At 68.8% G+C, this 23,911-nt stretch carries 21 protein-coding genes; 6 read left to right on the forward strand and 15 right to left on the reverse strand.

Annotated features, from left to right (window positions below; translation table 11 throughout):
• Positions 1–146: 146 nt before the first annotated feature.
• The 3 genes from EJO66_RS13855 to EJO66_RS13865 all read left to right on the forward strand — a co-directional run bounded on the left by EJO66_RS13855 (position 147) and on the right by EJO66_RS13865 (position 4,105).
• A complete protein-coding gene (locus EJO66_RS13855; protein ID WP_124958409.1) occupies positions 147–1,052 on the forward strand; it encodes an amino acid ABC transporter substrate-binding protein in 906 nt (301 codons plus the stop codon).
• The gene (locus EJO66_RS13860; protein WP_124958410.1) at positions 1,049–2,275 is read left to right on the forward strand and encodes a pyridoxal phosphate-dependent aminotransferase; all 1,227 of its coding nucleotides are present in this window, start codon (positions 1,049–1,051) and stop codon (positions 2,273–2,275) included. The genes EJO66_RS13855 and EJO66_RS13860 overlap by 4 nt, the downstream gene beginning before the upstream one ends.
• Positions 2,276–2,431: 156 nt before the next feature.
• Positions 2,432–4,105, forward strand: a complete 1,674-nt coding sequence (locus EJO66_RS13865) for a thiamine pyrophosphate-binding protein (protein ID WP_124958411.1) — start codon at positions 2,432–2,434, stop codon at positions 4,103–4,105.
• A gap of 5 nt (positions 4,106–4,110) precedes the next feature.
• Here the strand turns inward: EJO66_RS13865 and EJO66_RS13870 are convergent, their stop codons facing one another.
• Complete coding sequence (locus EJO66_RS13870) at positions 4,111–4,410, reverse strand: hypothetical protein (RefSeq protein ID WP_399281406.1); 300 nt, start codon at positions 4,408–4,410, stop codon at positions 4,111–4,113.
• 407 nt (positions 4,411–4,817) lie between these two features.
• Between EJO66_RS13870 and EJO66_RS13875 the strand changes: the two genes are divergently transcribed.
• Positions 4,818–5,576 carry a TSUP family transporter gene (locus EJO66_RS13875; protein WP_124958413.1) on the forward strand — a complete coding sequence of 253 codons (759 nt, stop codon included), beginning with the start codon at positions 4,818–4,820 and terminating at the stop codon, positions 5,574–5,576.
• Positions 5,577–5,598: 22 nt separating this feature from the next.
• A complete protein-coding gene (chrA, locus tag EJO66_RS13880) occupies positions 5,599–6,945 on the forward strand; it encodes a chromate efflux transporter (protein WP_124958414.1) in 1,347 nt (448 codons plus the stop codon).
• A gap of 110 nt (positions 6,946–7,055) precedes the next feature.
• Here chrA and EJO66_RS13885 read toward each other — a convergent pair whose 3' ends face one another.
• From EJO66_RS13885 to EJO66_RS13905, 5 genes are all read right to left on the reverse strand, one after another.
• Complete coding sequence (locus EJO66_RS13885) at positions 7,056–8,567, reverse strand: tripartite tricarboxylate transporter permease (protein WP_124958415.1); 1,512 nt, start codon at positions 8,565–8,567, stop codon at positions 7,056–7,058.
• A 13-nt stretch (positions 8,568–8,580) separates the two neighbouring features.
• Positions 8,581–9,069 (reverse strand): tripartite tricarboxylate transporter TctB family protein, encoded by a 489-nt coding sequence (locus EJO66_RS13890; RefSeq protein ID WP_124958416.1) that lies wholly within the window; start codon positions 9,067–9,069, stop codon positions 8,581–8,583.
• Positions 9,070–9,263: 194 nt separating this feature from the next.
• On the reverse strand, positions 9,264–9,677 hold the full coding sequence (locus EJO66_RS13895; protein WP_125965449.1) for an RNA recognition motif domain-containing protein: 414 nt from the start codon (positions 9,675–9,677) through the stop codon (positions 9,264–9,266).
• A 180-nt stretch (positions 9,678–9,857) separates the two neighbouring features.
• Positions 9,858–10,091, reverse strand: a complete 234-nt coding sequence (locus tag EJO66_RS13900) for a DUF3820 family protein (protein ID WP_012745483.1) — start codon at positions 10,089–10,091, stop codon at positions 9,858–9,860.
• A 6-nt stretch (positions 10,092–10,097) separates the two neighbouring features.
• Positions 10,098–10,472: a translation initiation factor Sui1 gene (locus tag EJO66_RS13905; protein ID WP_124958418.1), complete on the reverse strand. Its 375-nt coding sequence runs from the start codon at positions 10,470–10,472 to the stop codon at positions 10,098–10,100.
• A gap of 61 nt (positions 10,473–10,533) precedes the next feature.
• On the opposite strand from EJO66_RS13905, the gene EJO66_RS13910 reads away from it, so the two are divergent.
• Positions 10,534–11,805 (forward strand): DEAD/DEAH box helicase, encoded by a 1,272-nt coding sequence (locus tag EJO66_RS13910; protein ID WP_124958419.1) that lies wholly within the window; start codon positions 10,534–10,536, stop codon positions 11,803–11,805.
• Between the two features lie 15 nt (positions 11,806–11,820).
• Here the strand turns inward: EJO66_RS13910 and EJO66_RS13915 are convergent, their stop codons facing one another.
• From EJO66_RS13915 to argE, 9 genes are all read right to left on the reverse strand, one after another.
• Entirely contained in the window at positions 11,821–12,987 is a 1,167-nt protein-coding gene (locus EJO66_RS13915) for an acyl-CoA dehydrogenase family protein (RefSeq protein WP_125965450.1), read from the reverse strand.
• Positions 12,988–12,992: 5 nt separating this feature from the next.
• On the reverse strand, positions 12,993–14,153 hold the full coding sequence (locus tag EJO66_RS13920; protein ID WP_125965451.1) for an acyl-CoA dehydrogenase family protein: 1,161 nt from the start codon (positions 14,151–14,153) through the stop codon (positions 12,993–12,995).
• A 14-nt stretch (positions 14,154–14,167) separates the two neighbouring features.
• A complete protein-coding gene (locus tag EJO66_RS13925; RefSeq protein ID WP_125965452.1) occupies positions 14,168–15,082 on the reverse strand; it encodes an SDR family oxidoreductase in 915 nt (304 codons plus the stop codon).
• Between the two features lie 43 nt (positions 15,083–15,125).
• Positions 15,126–17,075, reverse strand: a complete 1,950-nt coding sequence (locus EJO66_RS13930) for an acetyl-CoA carboxylase biotin carboxylase subunit (RefSeq protein WP_124958423.1) — start codon at positions 17,073–17,075, stop codon at positions 15,126–15,128.
• On the reverse strand, positions 17,072–18,682 hold the full coding sequence (locus EJO66_RS13935; RefSeq protein WP_125965453.1) for an acyl-CoA carboxylase subunit beta: 1,611 nt from the start codon (positions 18,680–18,682) through the stop codon (positions 17,072–17,074). Before EJO66_RS13935 ends, EJO66_RS13930 begins: the two co-directional genes overlap by 4 nt.
• 72 nt (positions 18,683–18,754) lie before the next feature.
• A complete protein-coding gene (locus EJO66_RS13940; RefSeq protein WP_124958425.1) occupies positions 18,755–19,528 on the reverse strand; it encodes an MHYT domain-containing protein in 774 nt (257 codons plus the stop codon).
• 147 nt (positions 19,529–19,675) lie between these two features.
• Entirely contained in the window at positions 19,676–21,328 is a 1,653-nt protein-coding gene (locus EJO66_RS13945) for an NHL repeat-containing protein (RefSeq protein WP_124958426.1), read from the reverse strand.
• A 137-nt stretch (positions 21,329–21,465) separates the two neighbouring features.
• Positions 21,466–22,725, reverse strand: coding sequence for a DUF445 domain-containing protein (locus tag EJO66_RS13950; RefSeq protein ID WP_223262249.1), 1,260 nt, complete (start codon positions 22,723–22,725; stop codon positions 21,466–21,468).
• Positions 22,718–23,884, reverse strand: a complete 1,167-nt coding sequence (argE, locus tag EJO66_RS13955) for an acetylornithine deacetylase (RefSeq protein ID WP_125965454.1) — start codon at positions 23,882–23,884, stop codon at positions 22,718–22,720. The genes EJO66_RS13950 and argE overlap by 8 nt, the downstream gene beginning before the upstream one ends.
• Positions 23,885–23,911: the final 27 nt, after the last annotated feature.

The following is a 23,911-nucleotide window of genomic DNA, read 5'->3' on the forward strand; positions in this document are numbered from 1 at the left end:
CGCGCACTTCGTGTCGCTTCTCCAATCCCCTACCGGGGGCGACATCTGCGGCCCGGCGAAGCCGGTTCCGCGATGTCCCACGAAAAAGCATGCCGCGCCGCAGGCCATGCCGCGCCCGTTCACAGAAAAACAACCAGACAGAAAAAATGAAGATGCAATTGAAGACCCTCGCCACCGCCGCAGCGCTGCTCGCGTTCGCTTTCGGCGCCGCCGCGCAGCAGGTGCCGACCGGCGGCACGCTCGACAAGATCAGGAGCAGTGGCCGCGCGGTGCTCGGCGTGCGCGAAGCCTCGCCGCCCATGGCCTACATGCTGGGCGCGAACGAGAAATACGTGGGCTACCACGTCGAGCTGTGCGAGCGCGTGCTCAAGGACATCGCGCCGCAGGCCAAGCTCGAATACATGGCCGTGACCGCGCAGAACACCATCCCGCTGGTGCAGAACGGCACGCTCGACATCGGCTGCGGCCCCACCACCAACAACACCGCGCGCCAGCAGCAGGTGGCGTTCGCGCTCACCACCTATGTGAGCGAGGTGCGCATGGCGACGCGCGTCGATTCGGGCATCAGCTCGCTCGACCAGCTGGCGGGCCGCACCGTGTCGGCTTCCACCGGTACCACCGCCGTGCAGCTGCTGCGCAAGCGCGAGCGCGCGCAGAACACCACCATCACCACCATGCTCGGCAAGGACCACCTCGAAAGCTTCCTGCTGATGGAGTCGGGCCGCGCCGATGCCTTCGTGCTCGACGACAACCTGCTCGCGGGCATCATCGCGAACGCGAAGAACCCGTCGGCCTACCGCATCGTCGGCGATGCGCTGGGTTCCGAGCCCATTGCGCTGCTGTTCCGCAAGGACGATCCGGCCTTCAAGGCCGCGGTGGACGATGCGCTGCGCCGCCTCATGAAGAGCGGCGAGCTCGAGAAGATCTACACCAGGTGGTTCGTCGCGCCGATTCCGCCGAAGAACACCAGCCTGAACCTGCCGATGAGCGCGGCGCTGAAGCAGCTCATTGCCGAGCCCAACGACAAGCCGCTGGAGGCCTACGCAAAGTGACATCCGCCGTTCCCGGTACCGCATTCGAGCCCGCGCAGCGCGTGCGCGCCATCGGCGTCTCGGAAATCCTGCGCATCACCGACCATGCCAACGCGCTCAAGCGTGCCGGCCGGCCGGTGATCGTGCTGGGCGCGGGCGAGCCGGACTTCGACACGCCCGAGCCCATTCGCGCCGCCGCGGCCCGCGCCATGGAGCGCGGCGACACGCGCTACACCGTACTCGACGGCAGCCCGGCCATGAAGGCCGCGGTGCAGCTCAAGTTCAGACGCGACAACGCGCTGGACTTTGCTTTGGACGAGATCAGCGTGGGCGCGGGCGCCAAGCAGGTGATCTTCAATGCGCTGATGGCCAGCCTGAACCCGGGCGACGAGGTGATCCTGCCCGCACCGTACTGGACCTCCTACGCGGACATCGTGCAGATCTGCGGCGGCGTGCCGGTGAGCGTGCCCTGCGGCGAGGCCAACGGCTTCAGGCTCGATGCCGCGCAGCTCGAGGCGGCCATCACGCCGCGCACGCGCTGGCTCTTCCTGAATTCGCCGTCGAACCCGAGCGGCGCGGCCTACAGCGCGGCGCAGCTCGCACCGCTGTGCGAGGTGCTGCTGCGGCATCCGTCGGTGTGGGTGCTGGCGGACGACATCTACGAGCACATCCTTTACGACGGCCACGCGTTCGCCACGCCCGCGGCCGTGGAGCCGCGGCTGCGCGAACGCACGCTCACCGTCAACGGCGTCTCGAAGGCGTACGCGATGACTGGCTGGCGCGTGGGCTACGGCGCCGGGCCGCGCGCACTGATCGAGGCCATGGCGGTGGTGCAGAGCCAGTCGACCTCGTGCCCGTCGTCGGTGAGCCAGGCCGCCGCGATCGAGGCGCTCACGGGGCCGCAACATGTGGTGGCCGAGCGGCGCAACGACTTCCAGGCGCGGCGCGACTTCGTGGTGGCCGCACTGAACCGCGCGCCGGGCCTGCATTGCCGCGTGCCCGAAGGCGCCTTCTATACCTTTGCCAGCTGCGCGGGCGTGCTCGGCCGGCGTACCCGCGGCGGCGCGCTGCTGCAGGCCGACAGCGATTTCTGCAACTACCTGCTGCAGGATTTCGAAGTGGCGGTGGTGCCGGGCAGCGTGTTCGGGCTCGCGCCGTACTTCCGCATCTCGTACGCCACGTCGATGGCGCAGCTCGAAGAGGCGTGTGCACGCATTGCCGCGGCATGCGAAGCTCTCGAATGACCCCGCGTTTCTCCCTCCCCTTCCGGGGGAGGGCAGGGGCGGGGGCAGGCGGCGTGTCTGTAGTTGTCGGCTTTTCCTGCGCCGCTTGCCCCCATCCCAACCTTCCCCCGAAAGGGGAAGGCGTAGAACCAAGACCTTCATTGCATTGGACACAGCATGACTTCTCCCCGCACCGGCGGCCAGATCCTGGTCGACCAGCTCATCACCCACGGCGTCAGGCAGCTGTTCTGCGTGCCCGGCGAAAGCTTTCTGGCGGTGCTCGATGCGCTGCACGATGCAGCCATCGACGTGACCGTGTGCCGTCAGGAGGGCGGCGCCACGATGATGGCCGAGGCGCAGGGCAAGCTCACCGGCCGGCCCGGCGTGTGCTTCGTCACGCGCGGGCCGGGCGCCACCAACGCGGCGGCCGGCGTGCACATCGCGCACCAGGATTCGACGCCGCTGCTGCTGTTCGTCGGCCAGGTGGCGCGCGAGGCGCTGGGCCGCGAAGCCTTCCAGGAGCTGGACTACGGCGCGGTGTTCGGCACCATGGCCAAGTGGGTGGTGCAGATCGATGACCCCACCCGCGTGCCCGAGCTGGTCTCGCGCGCCTTCCATGTCGCCACCTCGGGCCGGCCCGGTCCGGTGGTGATCGCGCTGCCCGAGGACATGCTGACCGAAGCCGCCACGGTGGCCGATGCGCAGCCCTATGCGGTGGTCGAGACCCATCCGGGCGCGGCGCAGGTCGCCGAGCTGCAGCAGCGCCTGTCGCAGGCCGAGCGGCCGGTCGCCATCCTGGGCGGCAGCCGCTGGTCCGAGGCCGCCACGCAGCAGTTCGCGGCTTTCGCCGAGGCGTTCTCGCTGCCGGTGTACTGCTCGTTCCGCCGCCAGATGCTGCTGTCGGCCGAGCACCCCTGCTACGCCGGCGACCTGGGCCTGGGCGCGAATCCGCGCATGCTCGAGCGCATCCGCAACGCCGATCTGGTGCTGCTGGTGGGCGGGCGTTTGTCGGAGGTGCCGTCGCAGGGCTACGAACTGCTCGCCATCCCGCAGCCGAAGCAGGCGCTGGTGCATGTGCACGCCGATGCCGACGAGCTCGGCAGGCTCTATCGCCCGGCCCAGGGCATCCACGCCACGCCGCAGGCCTTCGCCGAGGCGGTGTCCGCGCTGCGCCCGGCCTCGCCGCCCGCCTGGCAGGCCGGGACCAAGGCCGCGCGCGAGGACTTCCTGCGCTGGAGCGATCCGGCGCCGATCCGCATTCCGGGTCCGCTGCAGATGGGCGAGGTCATGCAGCACCTGCGCGAGGTGCTGCCGGCCGACACCATCTTCTGCAATGGCGCGGGCAACTTCGCGACCTGGGTGCACCGCTTCTGGCCGTTCCGCGCGTTCGCGAGCCAGCTGGCGCCCACCAGCGGATCGATGGGCTACGGCCTGCCGGCCGGCGTGGGCGCCAAGCGGCTGTGGCCGCAGCGCGAGGTGGTGGTGTTCGCGGGCGACGGCGATTTCATGATGCATGGCCAGGAGTTCGCCACCGCGGTGCAGTACGGGCTGCCGATCATCGTGGTGCTGCTCGACAACGCCATGTACGGCACCATCCGCATGCACCAGGAAAAGCACTACCCGGGCCGCGTGAGCGCCACGCAGCTGAAGAACCCCGACTTCCGCGGTTATGCCGAGGTGTTCGGCGGCCACGGCGAGCGCGTGGCCAGCACCACGGAGTTCGGTCCCGCACTGGCGCGGGCGCGTGCCAGCGGCAAGCCCGCGATCCTGCATTGCCTGCTCGATCCCGAAGCCATCACGCCGGCCAGCACGCTGCAGTCGATCCGTACGGCGGCTCTCGCGGCGGGCTGAAGAAATCAGCGCAGCCCGTCCGCATAGCGCGGCAGCGGGTTCGGCAGATGGCCGTCGGGCGCACGCGCCGCCAGCCGCGCGGCGCGCGCCAGCGGTTCCATCGCCTGCTCCAGGCGGGTGGCGAGCAGGTACAGGTCTTCGTCCTTGGTCTCGACCGCATGCGCGCGCGTCATGCGCACGATCTCCGCGGCGTACTCGGCATTGGTGGCCATCCATTCGGTGTCGGTCACGCGCCCGTGCTTTCGCCTGAGCGCCACGTGCAGGCGCGCGGCCAGCGCAATGCGTTCGCTTTCGGACATGGACATGACGGTCTCCATGGATGGATCAAGCATTAGCGTGCACAAGTCATGCCATGCCGTTAACGGTCCGAAACACTTTGGTTTGCGAACCGACCCTCTGAGGTAAGGCAAAGCGGGTAATTCCCAATGCACTGGGGCGGTGCACCGCCTAAAGTCTGCCCACTCGCGAACGGGCCCAGCTCGTACTGCCGAGGGTCCGAGGAGACAAATTCGGTCTACAACAAAAATTCTTCAAGGCTTCCGATCGAGAAGCCGTGCTGAACTTGAAAAGGCGCCGCTGGTCGGCGTCTTTTTTTTGCCCGCGCAACCCTCCCATCGAGGCATTTTCCTCTGGCCGAAGAGGACTCTTGTGCCCGTCCCGCCTCGGGTTGAAGCTCCTTTTTTGGTAGCAATCCGGATGCGACAATCCCGCCATGGAAATGCTGGTGGTCACGGGCGCCTCGCTGCTCGCGGGTTTTGTCGATTCGATCGTGGGCGGCGGAGGACTGATCCTCGTGCCGGCGCTCTTTGCCGTCTTTCCGGGCGCGCCGCCGGCCACCTTGCTGGGCACCAACAAGAGCGCGTCCATTTGGGGCACGGCGGCCGCGGCGGCCCAGTTCAGCCAGCGCGTCCAGATGCGCTGGGGCGCCCTGTGGCCGGCCGCGCTGCTCGGTTTCGTGGGCTCGATGCTGGGCGCCTGGGGCGTCACGGTGTTCCCGGGCGACTTCCTGCGCCGCGCGCTGCCCATCGTGCTGCTGGGCGTGCTGCTCTACACGCTCGCGCGCAAGGACCTGGGCCGCAACCATGTCCCGCGCTTCGGCGGCCGGGCCGAAACGCTGGCGGCCTGTGCCATCGGGCTGTCGATCGGGTTCTACGACGGCTTCTTCGGTCCCGGCGCGGGCAGCTTCCTGGTCTTCCTGTTCGTGCGCTGGATGGGCTACGACTTCCTGAACGCCTCGGCCTCGGCCAAGATCATCAACACGCTCACCAACGCCGCGGCCCTGCTGCTGCTCGCGCTCAAGGGGCACGTCTGGTGGCACTATGGGCTGGTGATGGCGGTGGCCAACGTGGCCGGCAGCCTGCTGGGCACGCGCGTTGCGCTGAAGCACGGGGCCGGTTTCGTGCGGGTGGTGTTCATCGTCGTGGTGAGCGCGCTGATCCTGAAGACCGCCTATGACGCATTCCTGAAATAGCAAAACCCGAAAGTCCTCCTGCATGCCGCCACCAGAGCCTGTCGAACCTCCCGCGCCCGTCAGCTTCTGGCAGGCCTTCGCCTACTGGCTCAAGCTCGGCTTCATCAGCTTCGGCGGGCCGGCCGGGCAGATCGCGCTGATGCACCAGGAACTGGTCGAGCGCCGGCGCTGGATCTCGGAGAAGCGCTTCCTGCATGCGCTGAACTACTGCATGCTGCTGCCCGGCCCCGAAGCCCAGCAGCTGGCCACCTACATCGGCTGGCTCATGCACCGCACCTGGGGCGGCATTGCGGCGGGCGTGCTCTTCGTGCTGCCATCGCTCTTCATCCTGATCGGCCTGTCGTGGGCCTACATGGCCTACGGCCACGTGCCGGCCGTGGCAGGCCTGCTCTACGGCGTGAAGCCCGCGGTGACGGCCATCGTGCTGTTCGCCGCCTGGCGCATCGGCTCGCGGGTGCTCAAGAACGCATGGCTCTGGGCGATTGCCGTGGCGGCCTTCGCGGCGATCTTCGCGCTGCGCCTGCCGTTCCCGCTGATCGTGCTGGCCGCCGGGGCCATCGGCTACTTCGGCAGCCGGTTCGCGCCGGCGTATTTCGCAGCGGGCGGCGGGCACGGCGGCGCACAGGCATCGGCCGGGCCGGCGCTGATCGACGACCATACGCCGACGCCGCAGCACGCCCTTTTCGGCTGGGGCCGTTTCGCGCGCGTGCTGGCGGTGTTTTTCGCGCTGTGGCTCGGCGCCCTTGGCGCACTCATGGCGCTGTACGGCTGGAACGGCGCGCTCACGCAGATGGCGTGGTTCTTCACCAAGGCGGCGCTTTTGACCTTCGGTGGCGCGTACGCGGTGCTGCCCTATGTGTTCCAGGGCGCGGTCGACCACTACCACTGGCTCAGCGCCACGCAGATGATCGACGGACTGGCGCTCGGGGAAACCACGCCGGGCCCGCTGATCATGGTGGTGTCGTTCGTGGGCTTCGTGGGCGGCTGGGGGCAGGCGCTGTTCGGTCCGCAGGCGCTGTTCGCGGCGGGCGCGGCGGCGGCAACGGTGGTGACCGTTTTCACCTTCCTGCCGTCGTTCCTGTTCATCCTGCTGGGCGGACCCTTCATCGAATCGACCCACGGCAACCTGAAGTTCACCGCCCCGCTGACTGCCATCACCGCGGCCGTGGTCGGCGTGATCGTCAACCTGGCGGTCTTCTTCGCCTACCACGTGCTCTGGCCCGCGGGCCTGTCCGGGCCCTTCGAGATCCCCTCCGCCGTCATCGGCGTCCTCGCGGCCATCGCGCTCTTCCGCTTCAAGGCCGGCGTGATCCCCGTCGTGCTCGCCTCCGCACTCGCCGGCATGGCCTGGCAACTGCTCATGCGTTGACCCGGAACTTGAGACGGGACATTCCAGGAACACCGCGGAACCGGCTTTGCCGGGCCGCTGGTGTTGCGGAGGGAGTCGAGCTACACGAAGTGAGCGAGGGACGGGGTGGGTTATTCCTCGACGAACGCTTCTTCGCGTTTCGCCTTGATGGAAGGCAGCAGCACGATGCCCAGCAGCAACGCTGCCGCGACCAGCAAGCCCGCCGACAGCGGCCGCGTGACGAACACGCTCCACGTGCCGCGCGACAGCAGCAGCGCGCGCCGCAGGTTTTCTTCCATCATCGGCCCGAGGATGAAGCCCAGCAGCAGCGGGGCCGGCTCGGTCTTGAGCTTCAGGAACAGGTAGCCGACAAAGCCGAAGATCGCGACCATCCACACGTCGAAGGTGTTGTTGTTGGTCGAGTACACGCCAATCGCGCAGAACAGCACGATGGCAGGGAACAGGAACTTGTAGGGCACCGTCAGGAGCTTGATCCACATGCCGATCAGCGGCAGGTTCAACACGATCAGCATCGCGTTGCCGATCCACATCGAGGCGATCAGGCCCCAGAACAGTTCGGGGTTGCTGGTCATCACCTGCGGGCCGGGCTGGATGTTGTGGATCGTCATCGCGCCCACCATCAGCGCCATCACGGCGTTGGGCGGAATGCCCAGCGTCAGGAGCGGAATGAAGGAGGTCTGCGCGCCGGCGTTGTTGGCCGACTCGGGCGATGCCACGCCGCGGATGTTGCCCTTGCCGAAGGCCACTTCGCCGGGGCGCATCTTGATCTTCTTCTCGAGCGCATAGGCCGCGAAGGCCGCCAGCAGTGCGCCGCCGCCCGGCAGGATGCCGAGCGCCGAACCCAGCGCCGTGCCGCGCAGCACCGCGGGCGTCATGCGCTTGAAGTCATCCTTGGTGGGCCACAGGCCCCTGACCTTGTGCGTGAACACTTCGCGCTCGTCGTCAGGCTGCGAGAGGTTGCCGATGATTTCGCCGTAGCCGAACACACCCATGGCAATCACCACGAAGCCGATGCCGTCGGTGAGCTCCGGAATGTCGAAGCTGAAGCGCGCCACGCCCGAATTGACGTCGGTGCCCACGATGCCGAGCAAGAGGCCCAGCACGATCATGGCCACCGCCTTGAGCAGCGAGCCCGAAGCCAGCACCACCGCGCCGATCAGGCCCAGGGTCATCAGCGAGAAATACTCGGCCGGGCCGAACTTGAAGGCCAGTTCGGTCAGCGGCGGTGCGAAGGCCGCCAGGATCAGCGTGCCGACGCAGCCGGCAAAGAACGAACCCAGGCCCGCAGCGGCAAGCGCCGGGCCTGCGCGGCCCTGCCTGGCCATCTGGTAGCCGTCGATACAGGTGACCACCGAAGATGACTCCCCGGGCAGGTTCACCAGGATCGCGGTGGTCGATCCGCCATACTGCGCGCCGTAGTAGATGCCGGCCAGCATGATCAGCGCCGACACGGGCGGCAGTGCGTAGGTGGCGGGCAGCAGCATCGCGATGGTCGCGACCGGGCCGATGCCCGGCAGCACGCCGATCAGCGTGCCCAGGATGCAGCCGACCAGGCAGTACAGCAGGTTGGTGAAGGTGAAGGCGACGCCGAAGCCGGTCGCGAGGTTGTGGAACAGTTCCATGGCGGCGTGCTCCTCAACCCGAAATGAAAGTAGGCCAGACCTGGATCTGGAGCTTGAGCGCCCAGATGAAGGCCACGTAGCTGCCGGCCGCCAGGATGGTGGACAGCACCAGCACGTCGCGCAGCTTGAAGTGTTGGCCGGCCATGCTCGAGATGATGGTGAGCGCGTAGATCGCGACGATCATCCCCATGGCGGGCAGGCCGATGCTCGGCAGGCCGCCCAGCAGCACGCCGAACGCCAGGTTGGCGCCGAGCACGAAGGCCAGCGGCTTCCAGGCCCATTTCCCGATCGGATCGCCGCCCGCGGTCTCGACCACCATCGCCTGGAACATGATGAGCGCCCCGAGCACGGCCAGCAGGATGCCCAGCATGAGCGGGAAGTAACCGGGCCCCATGCGGGCACCGTCGCCGATGTTGTAGGTGGTGGCGCCGATGGCGAAGGCGCCGCCCACGGCTGTGAACATGACTCCCGAAAAGAAGTCAGCCTGACTCTTGATACGCATTGTCTCGACCCTCTTGATTGGACGGGTGAGGGTCGTCGCCCGCGGCTGACCGTTGGCTGACCGGCCCGGTAAGGACAAATGCGTACAAGGGTTCTCCCGCGCGCCTCGCGCAAGCAGGCGCGGGAGAGGGGCAGAAACGAAAAAAGCTCCCGAAGGAGCTTTTTTGCTTGAGAGCGAGGTCTCGGGGGGAGGGCTTAGTAGCCGCCGCGACCACCGCCGCCGCCGCCGTAGCCACCGCCACCACCGCTGCGGCCACCGCCGCCGCCACCACCGTAGCCGCCGCCGCCACCACCACCGCCGTAGCCGCCACCACCAGCGCCGCCGCCGTAGCCGCCGCCACCGGTACGGGGGGGACGAGCTTCCATCGGACGTGCTTCGTTCACGGTCAGGGCGCGGCCCTGGAGCGAATGGCCGTTCATGGCTTCAACGGCTGCCAGCGCTTCAGCGTCGGTGCCCATTTCCACGAAACCGAAGCCCTTGGAGCGACCGGTGTCGCGTTCCATCATGACCTTGGCGCTGACGATCGAGCCGAACTCGCCGAAAGCCTGTTCCAGGTCGTTGTCACGCACGGAGTAGGCGAGGTTGCCTACGTAGAGTTTCTTGCCCATTGAGGGACTCCTAATTCAAACCAACAAGACAAAGCGATGGAGTCCCAGAATCACAACAAACAAATGCGCTGTGGCGCGAAACTGACCGATCACCGAATTACGTGCACGGGAGCAAGCTCACAGACACGTAAGCCGGATTATCAATCCGATCCGGGAAAAGCGTGTCGAAATCAGCGCTTATTACGAAACATCACGCCCTGACGGGCGGTTTCGCAACGGTTGCAGCAGGCCGGAGAGCCCGTTGTGGTCTATTTCATGCATCAAATGGAGCAGCCGGCCAATTTCGCCCGAGGGAAAACCCTCGCGTGCGAACCAATTCAGATAATTCCCGGGCAAATCGGCAATCAGCGTGCCCTTGTGCTTGCCGAAGGGCATTTCGAGCGTGACGAGGCGCTGCAGGTCTTCGGGTTTCATTGAAATTCAGCCTCCCGCGCGCTTGACGGTGTGGCCCTGCTTCGAGAGCACGGCGATCACCGGCTCGCGGTGGTCGCCCTGGATCTCGATGATGCCGTCCTTCACCGTGCCGCCCGAGCCGCAGGCCGTCTTGAGCTGCTTGCCCATGGCCGCGAGTGCCGCCGCATCGAGCGCCAGGCCCTTGACCACGGTCACGCCCTTGCCTTTGCGGCCCTTGGTCTCGTGGGATACACGCACAATGCCGTCGGTGGCCGGAATGCGCGCGCTGGTTTCCTTGCAGCGGCACTGCGCCATCGGCGCGCGGCAATCGGGGCACATGCGGCCGCCCGCCTCGGTGGAGTACACCAGGGCGCTGGCGGGGTTGCTTTTCATCGTTGCCATTCGATCGATCTCTTCTTCTTCACTTCTTCACTGTCCCCGGTTCATCCCTCTGTCTGCTCACATGCCATTCGACTCACTGGGCCTGGCCCCCGCGCTCGTGCAGGCTGCCGCCGAAAGCGGCTACGCCGCGCCGACCGCCATCCAGGCTGCGGCCATTCCCGCCATTCTGCAGGGCCGCGACGTGCGGGGCTCGGCGCAGACCGGTTCCGGCAAGACGGCCGCATTTTCCCTCCCGCTGCTGCAGCGGCTGGCCGCAGAGCCCGCACAGGCGCCGCGGCGCGTGCGCGCGCTGGTGCTCGTGCCCACGCGCGAACTCGCGGCCCAGGTCGGCGAGACCCTGCGCAGCCTGGCGCAGCACCTGCCCGAGCGGCTCAAGATCGCGATCGCCTTCGGCGGCGTGTCGATCAACCCGCAGATGATGAGCCTGCGCGGCGGCGCCGACATCGTGGTGGCCACGCCGGGCCGCCTGCTCGACCTGGTGGAGCACAACGCGCTGAAGCTCGGCGCCGTGTCCATGCTCGTGCTCGACGAGGCCGACCGCCTGTTCGACCTCGGCTTTGCCGAGGAGCTGGGCCGCATCCTCGCGCTGCTGCCGGCGCGGCGCCAGAACCTGCTGTTCTCGGCCACCTTCCCGCCCGCCATCCAGGCGCTGGCCGACGGCACGCTGCGCGATCCCGCGGTGATCGACGTGCAGGGCGAGCCGGGCACCGAGCCCGCCATCGTGCAGCGCGTGATCGAGGTCGACGCGAACCGCCGCACGCAGCTGCTGCGCCATCTGCTGAAGGAAAACGGCTGGGACCGTGTGCTGGTCTTCGTCGCCACGCAGCATGCGGCGCAGACCGTGGCCGAGAAGCTCTACAAGAACGGCGTCTATGCGGTGCCCTTCCACGGCGACATTGCGCAGGGCACGCGCACCGGCATCCTCGCGCAGTTCAAGGAGAGCCGCTGGGACGTGGTGATCGCGACCGACCTGGCCGCGCGGGGCATCGACATTGCGCAGCTGCCCGTGGTCATCAACTACGACCTGCCGCGCTCGCCCACCGACTACATCCACCGCATCGGCCGCACGGGCCGCGCCGGCGAGAGCGGGCTGGCGATCAGCTTCGTGAGCGCGGCCACCGAGGCGCACTTCCGCCTGATCGAGAAGCGCCAGGGCCTCCACTTGCCGCGCGAGCGCATCGAAGGCTTCGAGCCCACCGAGGCTGCCGTGCCGATGGCCGATGCCTCGGGCACCGGCGGCGTCAAGGGCAAGCGGCCGAGCAAGAAGGACAAGCTGCGCGCGGCGAATGCGCTGGCCGCGGCCAGGCAGGGCGAGAGTGAGCAGAACGACTGAGCGCTGGCCGGGCAGCTACAGCCAGCCCAGCTGCCGCGCGGCCAACTCCTTCATGATGTCCTCGGCGCCGCCGCCGATCATCATCACCTTCACTTCGCGGTAGATGCGCTCGCTCACCGTGCCGCGCATGAAGCCCATGCCGCCGAGGATCTGCACCGCCTGGTCGGCGCAGAACTGCAGGGTTTGCGTGGCGTGGTTCTTCAGCATGCAGACCTCGGCGACCCAGTCGGGCGCGTTGAAACGGCCCGCCGCCTCGAGCGCATCGCCTTCGGCCGACACCGCCTCGAGCCAGGCTTCGGTGGAGGCGATGCGCATCTGCATGTCCACCAGCTTGTGGCGCACCGCCTGGTGCGCGATGAGCGCGGCGCCGAAGGTCCTGCGTCCCTGCGACCAGGTCAGCGCCTCGTCGAGGCAGGCCTGCGCGAAGCCGAGCGCGCCGGCCGCCAGGCCGATGCGCTCGCCGTTGAAGTTGCCCATGACCATGCGGAAACCCGCGCCTTCTTCACCCAGCAGGTAGCGCGCGGGCACGCGCACGTTGTCGAAGTGCAGCTGCGCGGTGTCGGAGCACCACCAGCCCATCTTCGCGAGGCGCGTGCGCCTGAGGCCGGCCGCATCGCCGGGCACCAGCAGCATCGAGAGGCCGCGCGCGCCGCGCTCTTCGCCGGTGCGCACCGCCACCGTGATCCAGTCGGCGCGCATGCCCGAGGTGATGAAGGTCTTTTCGCCGTTCACCACGTAGTGTCCGCCGTCGCGCCTTGCCGTGGTGCGCAGCGCCGCCACATCGGAGCCGCCGCCCGGCTCGGTGATGGCGAGCGCGGCGATCTTCTCGCCGCGCAGCACGGGCGGAACGACCTCGGCGCGCACCGCGTCGCTCGCATGGAGCACCACCGGCGGCAGGCCGATGTTGTGCGAGAACAGGCTCGCGAGCACGCCGCCGCTCCTGCCGTGCCGCGCGAGCGCGATCCACGCCGGCAGCTTCAGCGCATAAGAGGCCGGCGTGCCGCCCAGTGCCTCGGGATAGCCGATCCCGAGCAGCCCCAGCTGCGCGGCACGCATGTAGAGCGCACGCGGGAACTCGCCCGCGTCGTCCCAGGCCTCGACATGCGGCGCGATCTCGCTTTCGGCGAAGCGCCGCACCGTGTCGGCGAGCGCCGCGCGGTCGGCTCGAAGTTCGGCGTCCATGCGCTTCAGCCGCGCGGCGGCCGCTTGGCGATGCCCATGGTCTTGGCGAGGATGCCCAGCATCACTTCGTCGGCGCCGCCGCCGATGGAGCCGAGCCGCCCGTCGCGGTACAGCCGCGAGACGCGGTTCTCGAGCGTGAAGCCCATGCCGCCCCAGAACTGCAGGCAGGTGTCGGCCACCTGGCGCGTGAGCCGGCCGGTCTTGAGCTTGGCCATCGAGGCCAGTTCGAGCACGTCCTGGCCCTGCACGTGCAGGTCGCAGGCGCGGTAGGCGAGGGCGCGCAGCGCTTCCACCTCGGTCTTGAGTTCGGCCAGCTTGAACTGCACCCACTGCTGATCGGCCAGCGTGGCGCCGAACATCTGGCGCTGCTGCGCCCATTCGATGGTCTGCGCGATGCAGTCCTCCATCGGTTCGAGCGAGCTCGCGGCGGCCCACAGGCGCTCTTCCTGGAACTGCTGCATCTGGTAGACGAAGCCCTGGCCCTCCTCGCCGATGCGATAGCGCTGCGGCACGCGCACGTTGTCGAAATGGATGAGCCCGGTGTCGCTCGAATGCATGCCGATCTTGCGGATCTTCTTCGCCTTCTCGATGCCGGGGCTGTCCATCGGCACCATCACGAGCGACTTGTTGCGATGCACCGGTCCGTCGCTGGTGTTGACCAGCATGCACATCCAGTCGGCCTGCAGGCTGTTGGTGATCCACATCTTCTGGCCGCTGATGAGGTAGTCGCCGCCGTCCTTGCGTGCATGGCTCCTGAGGCCGGCCACGTCGCTGCCTGCGCCGGGCTCGCTCACGCCGATGCAGCCGACCGTCTCGCCCGCGATGGCGGGTGCCAGGAACTCGCGGCGCAGCTCGTCGCTGCCGAAGCGCGCGAGCGCGGGCGTGCACATGTCGGTCTGCACGCCGATGGCCATCGGCACGCCGCCGCAGCTCACGTGGCCGAGCGCCTCGGCCATGGCCATCGCATACGAATAGTCGAGCCCGGCGCCGCCGAAGGCCTCGGGCTTGTTCAGGCCCAGCATGCCCAGCTTGCCGAGCTTCCTGAAGACCTCGTGCGCGGGAAAGATCTCGGCCTCTTCCCACTCGTCCACATGCGGATTGATTTCGTCGTCGATGAAGCGGCGCAGCGTCTTCTGGATCTCGAGGTGCTCGTGGGTGTACTGCATGCGGTTGTCTCCAATCAGTCGTTCGCCTTGCCGCTGTCCTGGAACACGCGCGGCGTCTCGGCCAGGTGAAAGCCGTCGAAGGGCCGCACGGCGCTGCGCTGGCGCACCTGTGCATCGGGCAGCGTCATCGGCCAGCCCATGCGCACCTGCGGCCGCGCGCCGTCCACGCGCAGCACGCTGCCGCTGATGAAGCTCGCCGCCGGGCTCAGCAGGAAGGCGATGGCGGCGGAGGTCTCGGCCTCGTTGCCGAAGCGGCCCGCGGGCACGGTGCCGCGCATGGCGCGCAGCATGTCGCCGGCCTCGGGCGGATAGTGGTCCATGCCGCTCGACGCGATGTAGCCCGGCGCCACGGCGTTCACGCGCACGCCGCTTGCGGCCCATTCGAGCGCAGCGGTCTCGGTGAAGCTCACCATGCCCGCGCGCGCCGCGCCGCTGTGGCCCATGTGGGGCATCGAGCCCCACATGTCGGCCACGATGTTGACGATGGCGCCGCCATGGGCCTGCATGCTCTGCACGAAGCACTCGCGCGCCACCAGGAAGCCGCCCGTGAGGTTGGTGTGGATCACCGCCTCCCAGCCCTTGGCCGAGATGGCGGCGAGCGGCGTGATGTACTGGCCGCCCGCGTTGTTGACGAGGCCGTTGACGCGGCCGTGCGTTGCAACGATGTCGGCGATGGCGGCGCGCACCGCTTCTTCCTGCCGGATGTCGAAGGCCTGGATGCCGGCCTTGCCGCCCGCATCTGCGATCTCGGCCTGCACCTGCCGCAGCTTTTCGGCCTTGCGGCCGGCCAGCACCACCTGCGCGCCCAGCGATGCGAGTTCGTGCGCCGTGCAGCGGCCGATGCCCGAGCCGCCCCCCGTGACGAGGATCACCTGCCCGGCGAACAGGCCGGGCGAGAACACGGAGCGATACCGGGAAGGAGCGTTCATGGTTGAGGCTTCCGCAAGGGCTGGCAAGGTGCAGTGTGCGCCGTCATGCGTCGGCAATCTCGGCCACCACATGCCGCGCGGCCACCTGCGCGCCCACCGCCACATGCAATGCGGCGACGCGGCCCGCGCGCGGCGCGCAGTGCACATGTTCCATCTTCATCGCCTCCAGCGTGGCGATCGGCTGGCCGGCGGCGACGGCCTCGCCTTCAGCCACCAGCAGCGCGATGACGCGGCCGTTCATCGAGGCGCGCAGCAGGCCGTCGCCGCCCGCGGCGCCGGCGCGCGGCACCGCGGCATGCGTGAGGTCCTGCAGGTCGAAGGCCTGGCCATCGAAATGGAGCCACAGGCGCACCGCGGATTCGCGCACCGCCAAGGCCCGTTCCGAGACGCCATCGCAGGAAAAGCGCAGGGCGCCGTCGCCGGACAGCGAAAGCAGCTCGATCGGTACCGGCGCCGCCGCATCGAGCGCGACATCGAAGCGGCCAGCGCCCCGAGGCGTCACGCGGGCGGCGTGCACCCGGCCATCGAGCGAAAAGCGCAGCGCGTTGGGCAGCGTGTGTGCGAGCGGCGAGGGCCATCCGCGATCGCCCAGCTGGAGCAGCAGCGCCGCGAGCCATGCGGCGCGGCGCTCCATGGCGGGATCGGGTGCAAGCAGTGCCTCGGTGTGCTCGGCAATGAACGCCGTCGTCGCCGAACCGCCGGCAAACACCGGATGCGACAGCGCGCGCTGCAAGAACTGCTGATTGGTCGCCAGGCCCAGGGCCACCGTGTCCTGCAGCCCCGCGACCAGCCGGCGCCTGGCTTCTTCGCGCGTTGGACCGTGGGCCACGAGCTTGGCGATCATCGAATCGTAGAAGGGCGGCACCGCGGCGCCGTCCCGCAGCGCATGCTCGACGCGCAATGCCGGCGAAGGCCGCCATGCGGCGAGCGTTCCGCTCTGCGGCATGAAGCCCTGCCGCGGATCTTCCGCACACAGCCGCACTTCGATGGCGTGGCCGCTCAGGCGCACGTCCTGCTGCGCAAGAGGCAGCGGCTCGCCCGCCGCGACGCGCAGCTGCAGCTCGACCAGGTCGAGCCCCGCCACGGCTTCGGTCACCGGATGCTCCACCTGCAGCCGCGTGTTCATTTCCATGAACCAGTACGCCCCCTTCGCATCGAGCAGGAATTCGAGCGTGCCCGCGCCTTCGTAGCCGATGGCCCTGGCCGCCGCCACGGCTGCCGCGCCCATGCGTTCGCGCAAGGCCCCGGAGACGGCCGGCGAGGGCGATTCCTCGATCAGCTTCTGGTGCCGGCGCTGCACCGAGCAGTCGCGCTCGCCAAGGTGGATGGCGTTGCCATGCCGGTCGGCGAACACCTGGATCTCGATGTGGCGCGGCGCGGCGATGGCGCGCTCGAGGATCACGGTCGCATCGCCGAAGGCATGGAGCGCCTCGGACTGCGCGCTCTGCAGCAGCTCGGCAAAGGCATCGGCCGAAGGCGCGAGCCGCATGCCGCGCCCGCCGCCGCCGGCGGTCGCCTTGATCATCACGGGCCAGCCGATGCGCGCGGCTTCGGCAGCGAGCGTGGCCGCGCGCTGGTCTTCGCCCTGGTAGCCGGGAATGCAGGGCACGCCGGCCGCCTGCATCAGCCGCTTCGCCGCGGCCTTGTCGCCCATGGCGCGGATGGCTTCGGGCGAGGGGCCGATGAAGACGAGGCCCGCATCGCGGCAGGCCTGCGCGAACTCGGCGTTCTCTGCCAGGAAGCCGTAGCCAGGATGGACCGCTTCGGCGCCGCTCGAATGCGCGGCTTCGACGATGGCGGCGATGTTCAGGTAGCTTTGCGCGGGCAGCGGCTCGCCGATCCACACGGCCTGGTCGGCCTGGCGCACGTGCTCCGCATCGGCATCGGCGCTCGAATACACGGCCACCGTGCGATGGCCCATGGCGCGCGCGGTGCGCATCACGCGCAGCGCGATCTCGCCGCGGTTGGCGACGAGGATCTTGTGGAAGCTCATGGCCGCGCCACCGAGAACTGCATCGCCTGCGGCACGCGCGCATCGCCATCGCGGCACACCGACAGCACTTCGGCCAGCACCGCGCGCGTGTCGCGCGGATCGATCACGCCGTCGTCCAGCAGCAGCGCGCTGGTGGTGAACACGCTGGTCTGCCGTTCGAAGCGTTCGACGATCTGCCGCTGCATGGCGTCGATCTTCGCGCGGTCGACGGCACCTTTTCGCGCCATGCCCGCCTCCATCACCATGGCCATGGTCTGCGCCGCCTGCTCGCCGCCCATCACCGCGGTGCGCGCGTTGGGCCACGAGAAGCAGAAGCGCGGCGCGAAGCCGCGGCCGCACATGCCGTAGTTGCCCGCGCCGTAGGAAGCGCCGCAGTGCAGCGTGACCTGCGGCACCGTGGCGCTGGTCACGGCCTGGATCATCTTGGCGCCGTGCTTGATGATGCCGGCCTCCTCGTGCGCGCGGCCCACCATGTAGCCCGTGATGTTCTGCAAATACACGATGGGCGTGCGCGACTGGCAGCAGGCCTGGATGAAGTGCGTGGCCTTGGTGGCGCCGTCGGAGTCGATGGGCCCGTTGTTGGTGACGACGCCCACCGCGTGGCCTTCGAGCCGCATGTGGCCGCACAGCGTGGCGCTGCCGTAGTGCGCGCTGAATTCGAGGAACTCGGAGCCGTCGGCAATGCGCGCGATCACCTCGCGCATGTCCACCGGCCGGCGGCCGTCGCCCGGCATGATGCCCAGCAGCTCCTCGGCCGCGTAGAGCGGCGGCGCGAACTTGCGCGGCGCCTCGTCGCGCGCCCAGTCGATGCCGCCGAGGATCGCGCGCGCGATGCGGATGGCGTCGCGGTCGTCCTCGGCCAGGTGGTCCCCCAGGCCCGAGACGTGCGTGTGCATCACGGCGCCGCCCAGTTCCTCTTCGGTGGCGATTTCGCCGGTGGCGGCCTTGAGCAGCGGCGGGCCGGCCAGGAAGGCGCGCGTGCGGTCGCGCACCATCACGATGTAGTCCGAAAGGCCCGTCTGGTAGGCGCCACCCGCGGTCGAGGAGCCGTGCGTCACCGTCACCACCGGCAGGCCCGCGGCGGAAAGCCGCGCCAGGTTGCGGAAGATGCCGCCGCCGCGCACGAAGTCCTGTACCCGGTACTGCATGAGATTGGCGCCCGCGCTTTCCACCAGCTGGACGTAGGGCAGCTTGTTCTCGAGCGCGATTTCCTGCACGCGCAGCTGCTTGTCCAGCCCCATGGGCTGCAGCGCGCCGGCGTCGATGCCCGAGTCGGAGGCGCTGACCACGCAGCGCACGCCCGCGACCCGGCCGATGCCCGCGATCACGCCGCCGCCGGGCACGCTCCGGCCGAGGTCTTCGTTGTCGTGCCCCAGCCCCGCGAGGGAGGCCAGCGGCAGGAAGGGCGCGCCGGCGTCCAGCAGCAGCGCGAGCCGTTCGCGCGGCAGCAGCTGGCCGCGCCTGGCAAAGCGCTCGGCCGAGGCGTTCGATGCCGCTGCCGCGCGGGCCTCGTGCGCGCGCACCTGCTCGAGCAGCGCCAGCATGCCGGCGCGATGGGCCAGGAAGGATTCGCTGGCCGCGTTCAGCCGGGATTCGATGGCGGGCATGGAAGAGTCAGTGCAGATCGCTTTCGCTCTGCACCGACTCTAGGGCGCGCACGCGCGCCCGGCTTGCGCCAATTAGCTGGTGCGGGCCCGCCGCGGAGCAGCCGGCGCGTCCATGCTGGTGCCCGTGATCACCCAGTAGATGAAGATCAGCACCGCGCCGGCCGTGCCGAACACCGACAGGCCCATGTAGTTGCCGCCGATGGCCAGCGCGTCGGTGGGCGCGGCCGCGATGCAGATCATGCTGGCCGCGCTCATGCCCACGTAGTGCATGGTGCAGACGGCCACGCCCATCACGGCCGCCGCCGCAATCTGGTGGCTCAGCCGGCGCAGGTTGAAGGCCAGCCACAGGGCCGCGCCGGCGGCGGTGATGGCAATGGCCACCGACAGCGCCACGATGGCGGGGTCGAAGTCCATCGAGGCGCGCATGTTCATCGCGAACATGCCCATGTAGTGCATCACGCACACGCCCAGCCCCGCGAGCAGGCTTCCGGCCAGCCAGCCGGCCCGGCTGAACTTGCGCCGCCCGCCCGCCATGTACAGCGCAATGCCCGAGATCAGGATGGCCGCCACCAGTGAGACGACCGTGAGCGGCACGTTGTACGAAATGCCCACCGGCAGGCGGTAGGCCAGCATGCCGATGAAGTGCATCGACCAGATGCCGATGCCGCCCAGCGCCACCGCGGCGCAGGCGACGACCGCGAGGTTGGGTTTGCCGTCGGCGCCAACCATGCGCTTCGCGCAGATCAGCGCCACCAGGGAGCCCGCGAACGAGATGAGGAACGAAAGTGCCACCAGCCCCAGCGAATATTCGGGCGACAGCAATTGGCCAACGACGAGGGGAGTCATGTCTTTTTTTCTCCTGGTAAGGAACGGCTCGCCGCGGCAGGCCACCCGGCCGGCCGAAGATGTAACGAGACGTCCGTCCGGGAGTTTGTAATAGTTGTTTTTAAAAGTAAACCCAATTTCATGGGATTTACTCACATCTTGTTGCGCTCAGTTTTTTGGACGAATGCGGTAGATCGCGTTGTTCCGATCGGCCGCCATGTAGATGGTCCCGTCGCTGCCGACCGCGACCCCGGTGACCACATAGGGCGGCGGCAGCCCCGGCCCCGCGGCCAGCCCGATCGGCAGGTTTTCCGCCACGGTGCGGCGCGAGCCGTTGACCGGGTCGATCTCCACCAGCCGGCGCGCCGCGCTTTCGGCCACGATGAAGCTGCCCCAGGGCGTCTCGGCCACGCCTTCGGGCAGCGCCAGGCCTTCGGCAACGGCGCGCAGCGGGGCGCTGGCATCGAGCGGAATGCGGGTCAGCTTGCCCGCGGCCTCGGTGACGTAGAGCGCGCCGTCGCGGCCGACGATCATCTGCACCGGGCCGGCCAGCCCGCTGGCGAGCACTTGCTTCTCAACGAAATGAGGGCCGCTCGCGCGGGTGATGCTGCCGGTGGCGATCTCGGCATAGATCACGCTGCCGTCGGCCATGGGCATGGCGTCGAACGGCGCCTTCAGCCCGTGAATGGTTTCGACGGTCCGCAGCGTCTGGCGGTCGACCAGCTGCACCGTGCCGGTGAACCACGAAGTCAGCGCGAAGCGCGTGCCCGACAGGCCGATGGCGAATGGATAGTCGAGCTGCGGGTCGCGCTGCATGCGGAACACGTCGCGCACCTCGCCCGTGCGCACGTCCACCTGCCGGAAGCCGAACACATCGGCCACCCAGAGCGTGCGGCCTTCGATCTTGAGCCCGGCCGGCGCCGCCAGCTTGCCGCTGGTGAGCGTGCGCAGCATCCCCGTGGCAGGGTCGAAGGCCTGCACTTCGTTGTTGGCCATGTTCGACACGTAGATCGTGCCGTCGGGGGCGATGGCCAGGTTGTCGAGCGATGGGCGCAGCTGCTTCGCGACGGTCTTGCGGCCCGTGGCGAGGTCCACCTTGACCAGCTCGCCGCTGCGCGCATCGACCACCCAGAGGTTGCCCTTGCCGTCGAGGTTGGCGGCCGCGGGAATCTTGAAACCGCCGGCGATCACGGTCATGTTGCCGCTGACCGGATCGATCTTCACCACCTGGCCCTTGAACCACAGCGGACCGTAGAGCATGCCGTCCGGGCCGACCTCGAAGCCGTTGAAGCCGCCCATGTCCTTCTTGATGAGCCGCGGCGGCTTCTGGCCTGTGCGGTCTATTTCCCAGAGCGCGTCGCCCAGGAACACCTGCGAGGCGTAGAGCCTGCCGCTGCTGCGGTCGAAGTCCAGCGAATTGAGGCCGGGCAGGTCCTTGGCGAGCACGCGCATCGGCGCGCCGTCGTTCTCGCGGTAGCGCAGCATGCCCATGAGGTAGTTGGTCCATGCCAGCTCGCCCCTGGGGCCGACCGCGATGTCGTCGGCCTGGCCTTCGGGCGCGTCGATCAGGACCTTGGCCGCGCCGGTGCCGCGGTCGACCTCCCACAGCGTGTTGCCGAGCACCGAGCCCGCGAGCAGGCGGCCCTTCTGGTCGATCGCCAGGCCGTGCACGCCCGCGAACGAGGACGGCGCGACCAGCACTTCGGGCTCGGACCACGCGGCGGGCCGGGTGGGCGGTGGCGGCGGTGCGATGGTGCCGCAGGCCTCCAGCAGGGCGAGGATGGCGATGAGTGCGGCGGCGCGCAGCGGGCGGCGGGGCATGTCTTCTCTCCTTCTTGTGGATGCGTCCTGTCTTGCGACGTGCAGGCAGTCTAGAAGCAGGCAGGGGAGATGGCGCAGTCTCTCCCGGGACATGCGGACTTTCGTTCGCTGCGGATTACCCGCCCCTCGTCGGCGATTCAACCGCGCAGAAGCTGCGTCACCGTGTGGATCGACAGGCCCACCAGCCCGCCCACCAGCGTGCCGTTGATCCGTATGAACTGCAGGTCGCGCCCGATGTGGCGCTCCAGCTCGTCGGTCATCTCGCTGGCGTTCCATTCCCCGACGCGCTCCTCGATGTAGCGGCGGATGTCCTCGCGGTAGCGCTCGATGGCCAGCGGCGCGGCCGCCTCGATCTGCTCGTTGATCCAGTGGCGGATCGCCTCGTCGGCCTGCAGCCGCGCGCCGAGCGCGCCGGCCATCGATGCGATGCGCTGGCGGATCGTGGAGTCGCCCCGGCCCAGGTCGTCGTGCAGCCAGGCCAGCAGCTCGCCCCAGATGCCGTGCAGGTAGTCGCCGAGCGCGGGATGCGCCATCAGCTCGGCGCGGATCTGCTCGCCGCGCTGCTGGAACCCGGGGTCGAGCTTGAGCCGCACCACGAAGTCGTCGACGAAGTGGTCGAAGCGCCGGCGCATCGGATGATCTGGCTCGGCCGCCAGTTCGGCGATGGTGCGCGCCACGGCCGCCACGATCTTGCGCGTGGCGAGCTTGGCCGCCACCTGGTCCAGGCCCACGTAGCGCAGCGTCTTGATCTCGCGCGCAATGGCTTCGGTGATGTGCGCCTGCACTTCCTCGCCTTCGAGCAGGCCGGCCACCTGCTGCAGCACGTCGTCGAGCAGCGCCTGGTGGCGCCCGCCGGCCGTGAGCGCATCCAGCGCCTGGCCCATCAGTCGCGAGAGATCGATCTTCTCGAGGCCCGCCGCGGCGGCGCGGCCCATGAAGCTGCGCACGCGCTCGTCGTCGAATGCCGAGAGCCCGTAGCGCGCGGCCGCCACGCCCCATTCGCCGAGCTTCTGGCCGCTCGCGGGCCGCGCCAGCCAGTCGGCGATGCGCCCGGCCGCGTCGAACTCGCGCAGCTTGGCGAGCACCTGTTCGGTGCCGAGGAAGTTGTTGCAGATGAAGCCGGCCAGCTTGGCGCCGATGCGGTCCTTGTTGCTCGGGATGATCGCGGTGTGCGGAATCGGCAGGCCGAGCGGATGCCGGAACAGGGCCACCACCGCGAACCAGTCGGCAATGGCGCCGACCATCGCGGCTTCGGCGAACGCGGCCACGTAGCCCCAGGCCGGATGTTGCGCCTGCAGTGCGCTGGCCACCGCATAGAGCAGGGCCGCTGCGCACAGCAGGCCGAGCGCGACGCGCTTCATCTGCTGCAGCGCGCCGCTGCCGTGGTCTTCAGCCAATGGTGTGCGAGGTCGCGAGGCGCTCCATGAACAGCTCGCAGCGCGCCAGTTGTTCGAGGCTCACGAATTCGTCGGGCTGGTGCGCCTGCTCGATGCTGCCCGGGCCGCACACCACGGTGGGGATGCCGGCGTTCTTGAACAGGCCCGCTTCGGTGCCGAAAGCCACCAGCGTGGTGCGGTCCTCGCCCGCGAGGCGCTGCGCGAGCAGCGTGACCGGATCCGTGGCCGCACCGAGGAAGCTCGGGATCTCGCAGATGGTCTCGAAGCTGAAGCCCGCATCGGGCGCCACCTTTTTCATCGCGGGCTCGAGGCCGGCGGCGTAGGCCCGCACGTCGGCCTGCATGCGCTTCGCATCGGCCGTGGGCAGGTCGCGGAATTCGTAGCGGAACTCGGCGTCGCGCGGCACCACGTTGTCGGCAATGCCGCCATGGAACTGTCCCACGCTCGCGGTGCTGAAGGGCACGTCGAAGCCCTCGTAGCGCGGTTCGCTGCGCTCGAAGCCTTCGGCCATGTCGCGCACCTTGCCGACCACGCGCGCGGCCATCTCGATGGCATTGACCGACTGCGGCGTGAGCGACGAATGCGCCTCCTTGCCGCGCACGCAGCAGCGGTAGCGGTACACGCCCTTGTGCGCGATGGCCGGCACCATGCTGGTGGGCTCGCCCACGATGCAGGCGAGGGGCTTGATGCCGGCGTCGCGCATGTCGGCGATCAGTTCCTTCACGCCGAAGCAGCCGATCTCCTCTTCATAGCTGAAGGCGAAGTGCACCGCGAAGGGCGAGTCGCTTTCCAGGAAGCGCCGGGCATTGGACAGGGCGATGGCAATGAAGCTCTTCATGTCGGCCGAGCCGCGTCCGTACAGGCGCTCGTTCTGCAGCGTGGCGGAGAGCGGGTCGACGCTCCAGTCCTGCCCGTCCCACGGCACCGTGTCGGTGTGTCCCGAGACGATCACGCCGGCCGGCTTGCCCTCGCCGAGGGTGGCGAACAGGTTGGCCTTGGTGCGCTCGGCGTTGTAGGTGATGCGGCTCTTCACGCCCAGCGCGGCCAGATGGCTTTGCGCAAGGTCGATCAGCTGGAGGTTGCTGTTCGCGCTGACGGTGTTCATGCGCACCAGCGTCTGGGCCAGCGCGAGGCTTTGGGGGGAAAGCGTAGGGGACATGCAACACATTGTCCAAGAAGTCGGTGC

The organism is Variovorax beijingensis, from assembly GCF_003951285.1.
Taxonomy (GTDB): Bacteria; Pseudomonadota; Gammaproteobacteria; order Burkholderiales; family Burkholderiaceae_C; genus Variovorax; species Variovorax beijingensis.

Bases quoted from the DNA above. Each gene is read 5' to 3' on its own strand.
- EJO66_RS13895 (WP_125965449.1), bottom strand. From the start codon at position 9,677: ATGGGCAAGAAACTCTACGTAGGCAACCTCGCCTACTCCGTGCGTGAC.
- EJO66_RS13935 (WP_125965453.1), bottom strand. From the start codon at position 18,682: ATGCCCGCCATCGAATCCCGGCTGAACGCGGCCAGCGAATCCTTCCTG.
- EJO66_RS13920 (WP_125965451.1), bottom strand. From the start codon at position 14,153: ATGCAGTACACCCACGAGCACCTCGAGATCCAGAAGACGCTGCGCCGC.
- chrA (WP_124958414.1), top strand. From the start codon at position 5,599: ATGCCGCCACCAGAGCCTGTCGAACCTCCCGCGCCCGTCAGCTTCTGG.
- EJO66_RS13900 (WP_012745483.1), bottom strand. From the start codon at position 10,091: ATGAAACCCGAAGACCTGCAGCGCCTCGTCACGCTCGAAATGCCCTTC.
- EJO66_RS13885 (WP_124958415.1), bottom strand. From the start codon at position 8,567: ATGGAACTGTTCCACAACCTCGCGACCGGCTTCGGCGTCGCCTTCACC.
- EJO66_RS13940 (WP_124958425.1), bottom strand. From the start codon at position 19,528: ATGACTCCCCTCGTCGTTGGCCAATTGCTGTCGCCCGAATATTCGCTG.
- EJO66_RS13945 (WP_124958426.1), bottom strand. From the start codon at position 21,328: ATGCCCCGCCGCCCGCTGCGCGCCGCCGCACTCATCGCCATCCTCGCC.
- EJO66_RS13865 (WP_124958411.1), top strand. From the start codon at position 2,432: ATGACTTCTCCCCGCACCGGCGGCCAGATCCTGGTCGACCAGCTCATC.
- EJO66_RS13855 (WP_124958409.1), top strand. From the start codon at position 147: ATGAAGATGCAATTGAAGACCCTCGCCACCGCCGCAGCGCTGCTCGCG.
- EJO66_RS13875 (WP_124958413.1), top strand. From the start codon at position 4,818: ATGGAAATGCTGGTGGTCACGGGCGCCTCGCTGCTCGCGGGTTTTGTC.
- EJO66_RS13930 (WP_124958423.1), bottom strand. From the start codon at position 17,075: ATGAGCTTCCACAAGATCCTCGTCGCCAACCGCGGCGAGATCGCGCTG.
- EJO66_RS13910 (WP_124958419.1), top strand. From the start codon at position 10,534: ATGCCATTCGACTCACTGGGCCTGGCCCCCGCGCTCGTGCAGGCTGCC.
- EJO66_RS13925 (WP_125965452.1), bottom strand. From the start codon at position 15,082: ATGAACGCTCCTTCCCGGTATCGCTCCGTGTTCTCGCCCGGCCTGTTC.
- EJO66_RS13870 (WP_399281406.1), bottom strand. From the start codon at position 4,410: ATGTCCATGTCCGAAAGCGAACGCATTGCGCTGGCCGCGCGCCTGCAC.
- EJO66_RS13915 (WP_125965450.1), bottom strand. From the start codon at position 12,987: ATGGACGCCGAACTTCGAGCCGACCGCGCGGCGCTCGCCGACACGGTG.
- EJO66_RS13905 (WP_124958418.1), bottom strand. From the start codon at position 10,472: ATGGCAACGATGAAAAGCAACCCCGCCAGCGCCCTGGTGTACTCCACC.
- argE (WP_125965454.1), bottom strand. From the start codon at position 23,884: ATGTCCCCTACGCTTTCCCCCCAAAGCCTCGCGCTGGCCCAGACGCTG.
- EJO66_RS13890 (WP_124958416.1), bottom strand. From the start codon at position 9,069: ATGCGTATCAAGAGTCAGGCTGACTTCTTTTCGGGAGTCATGTTCACA.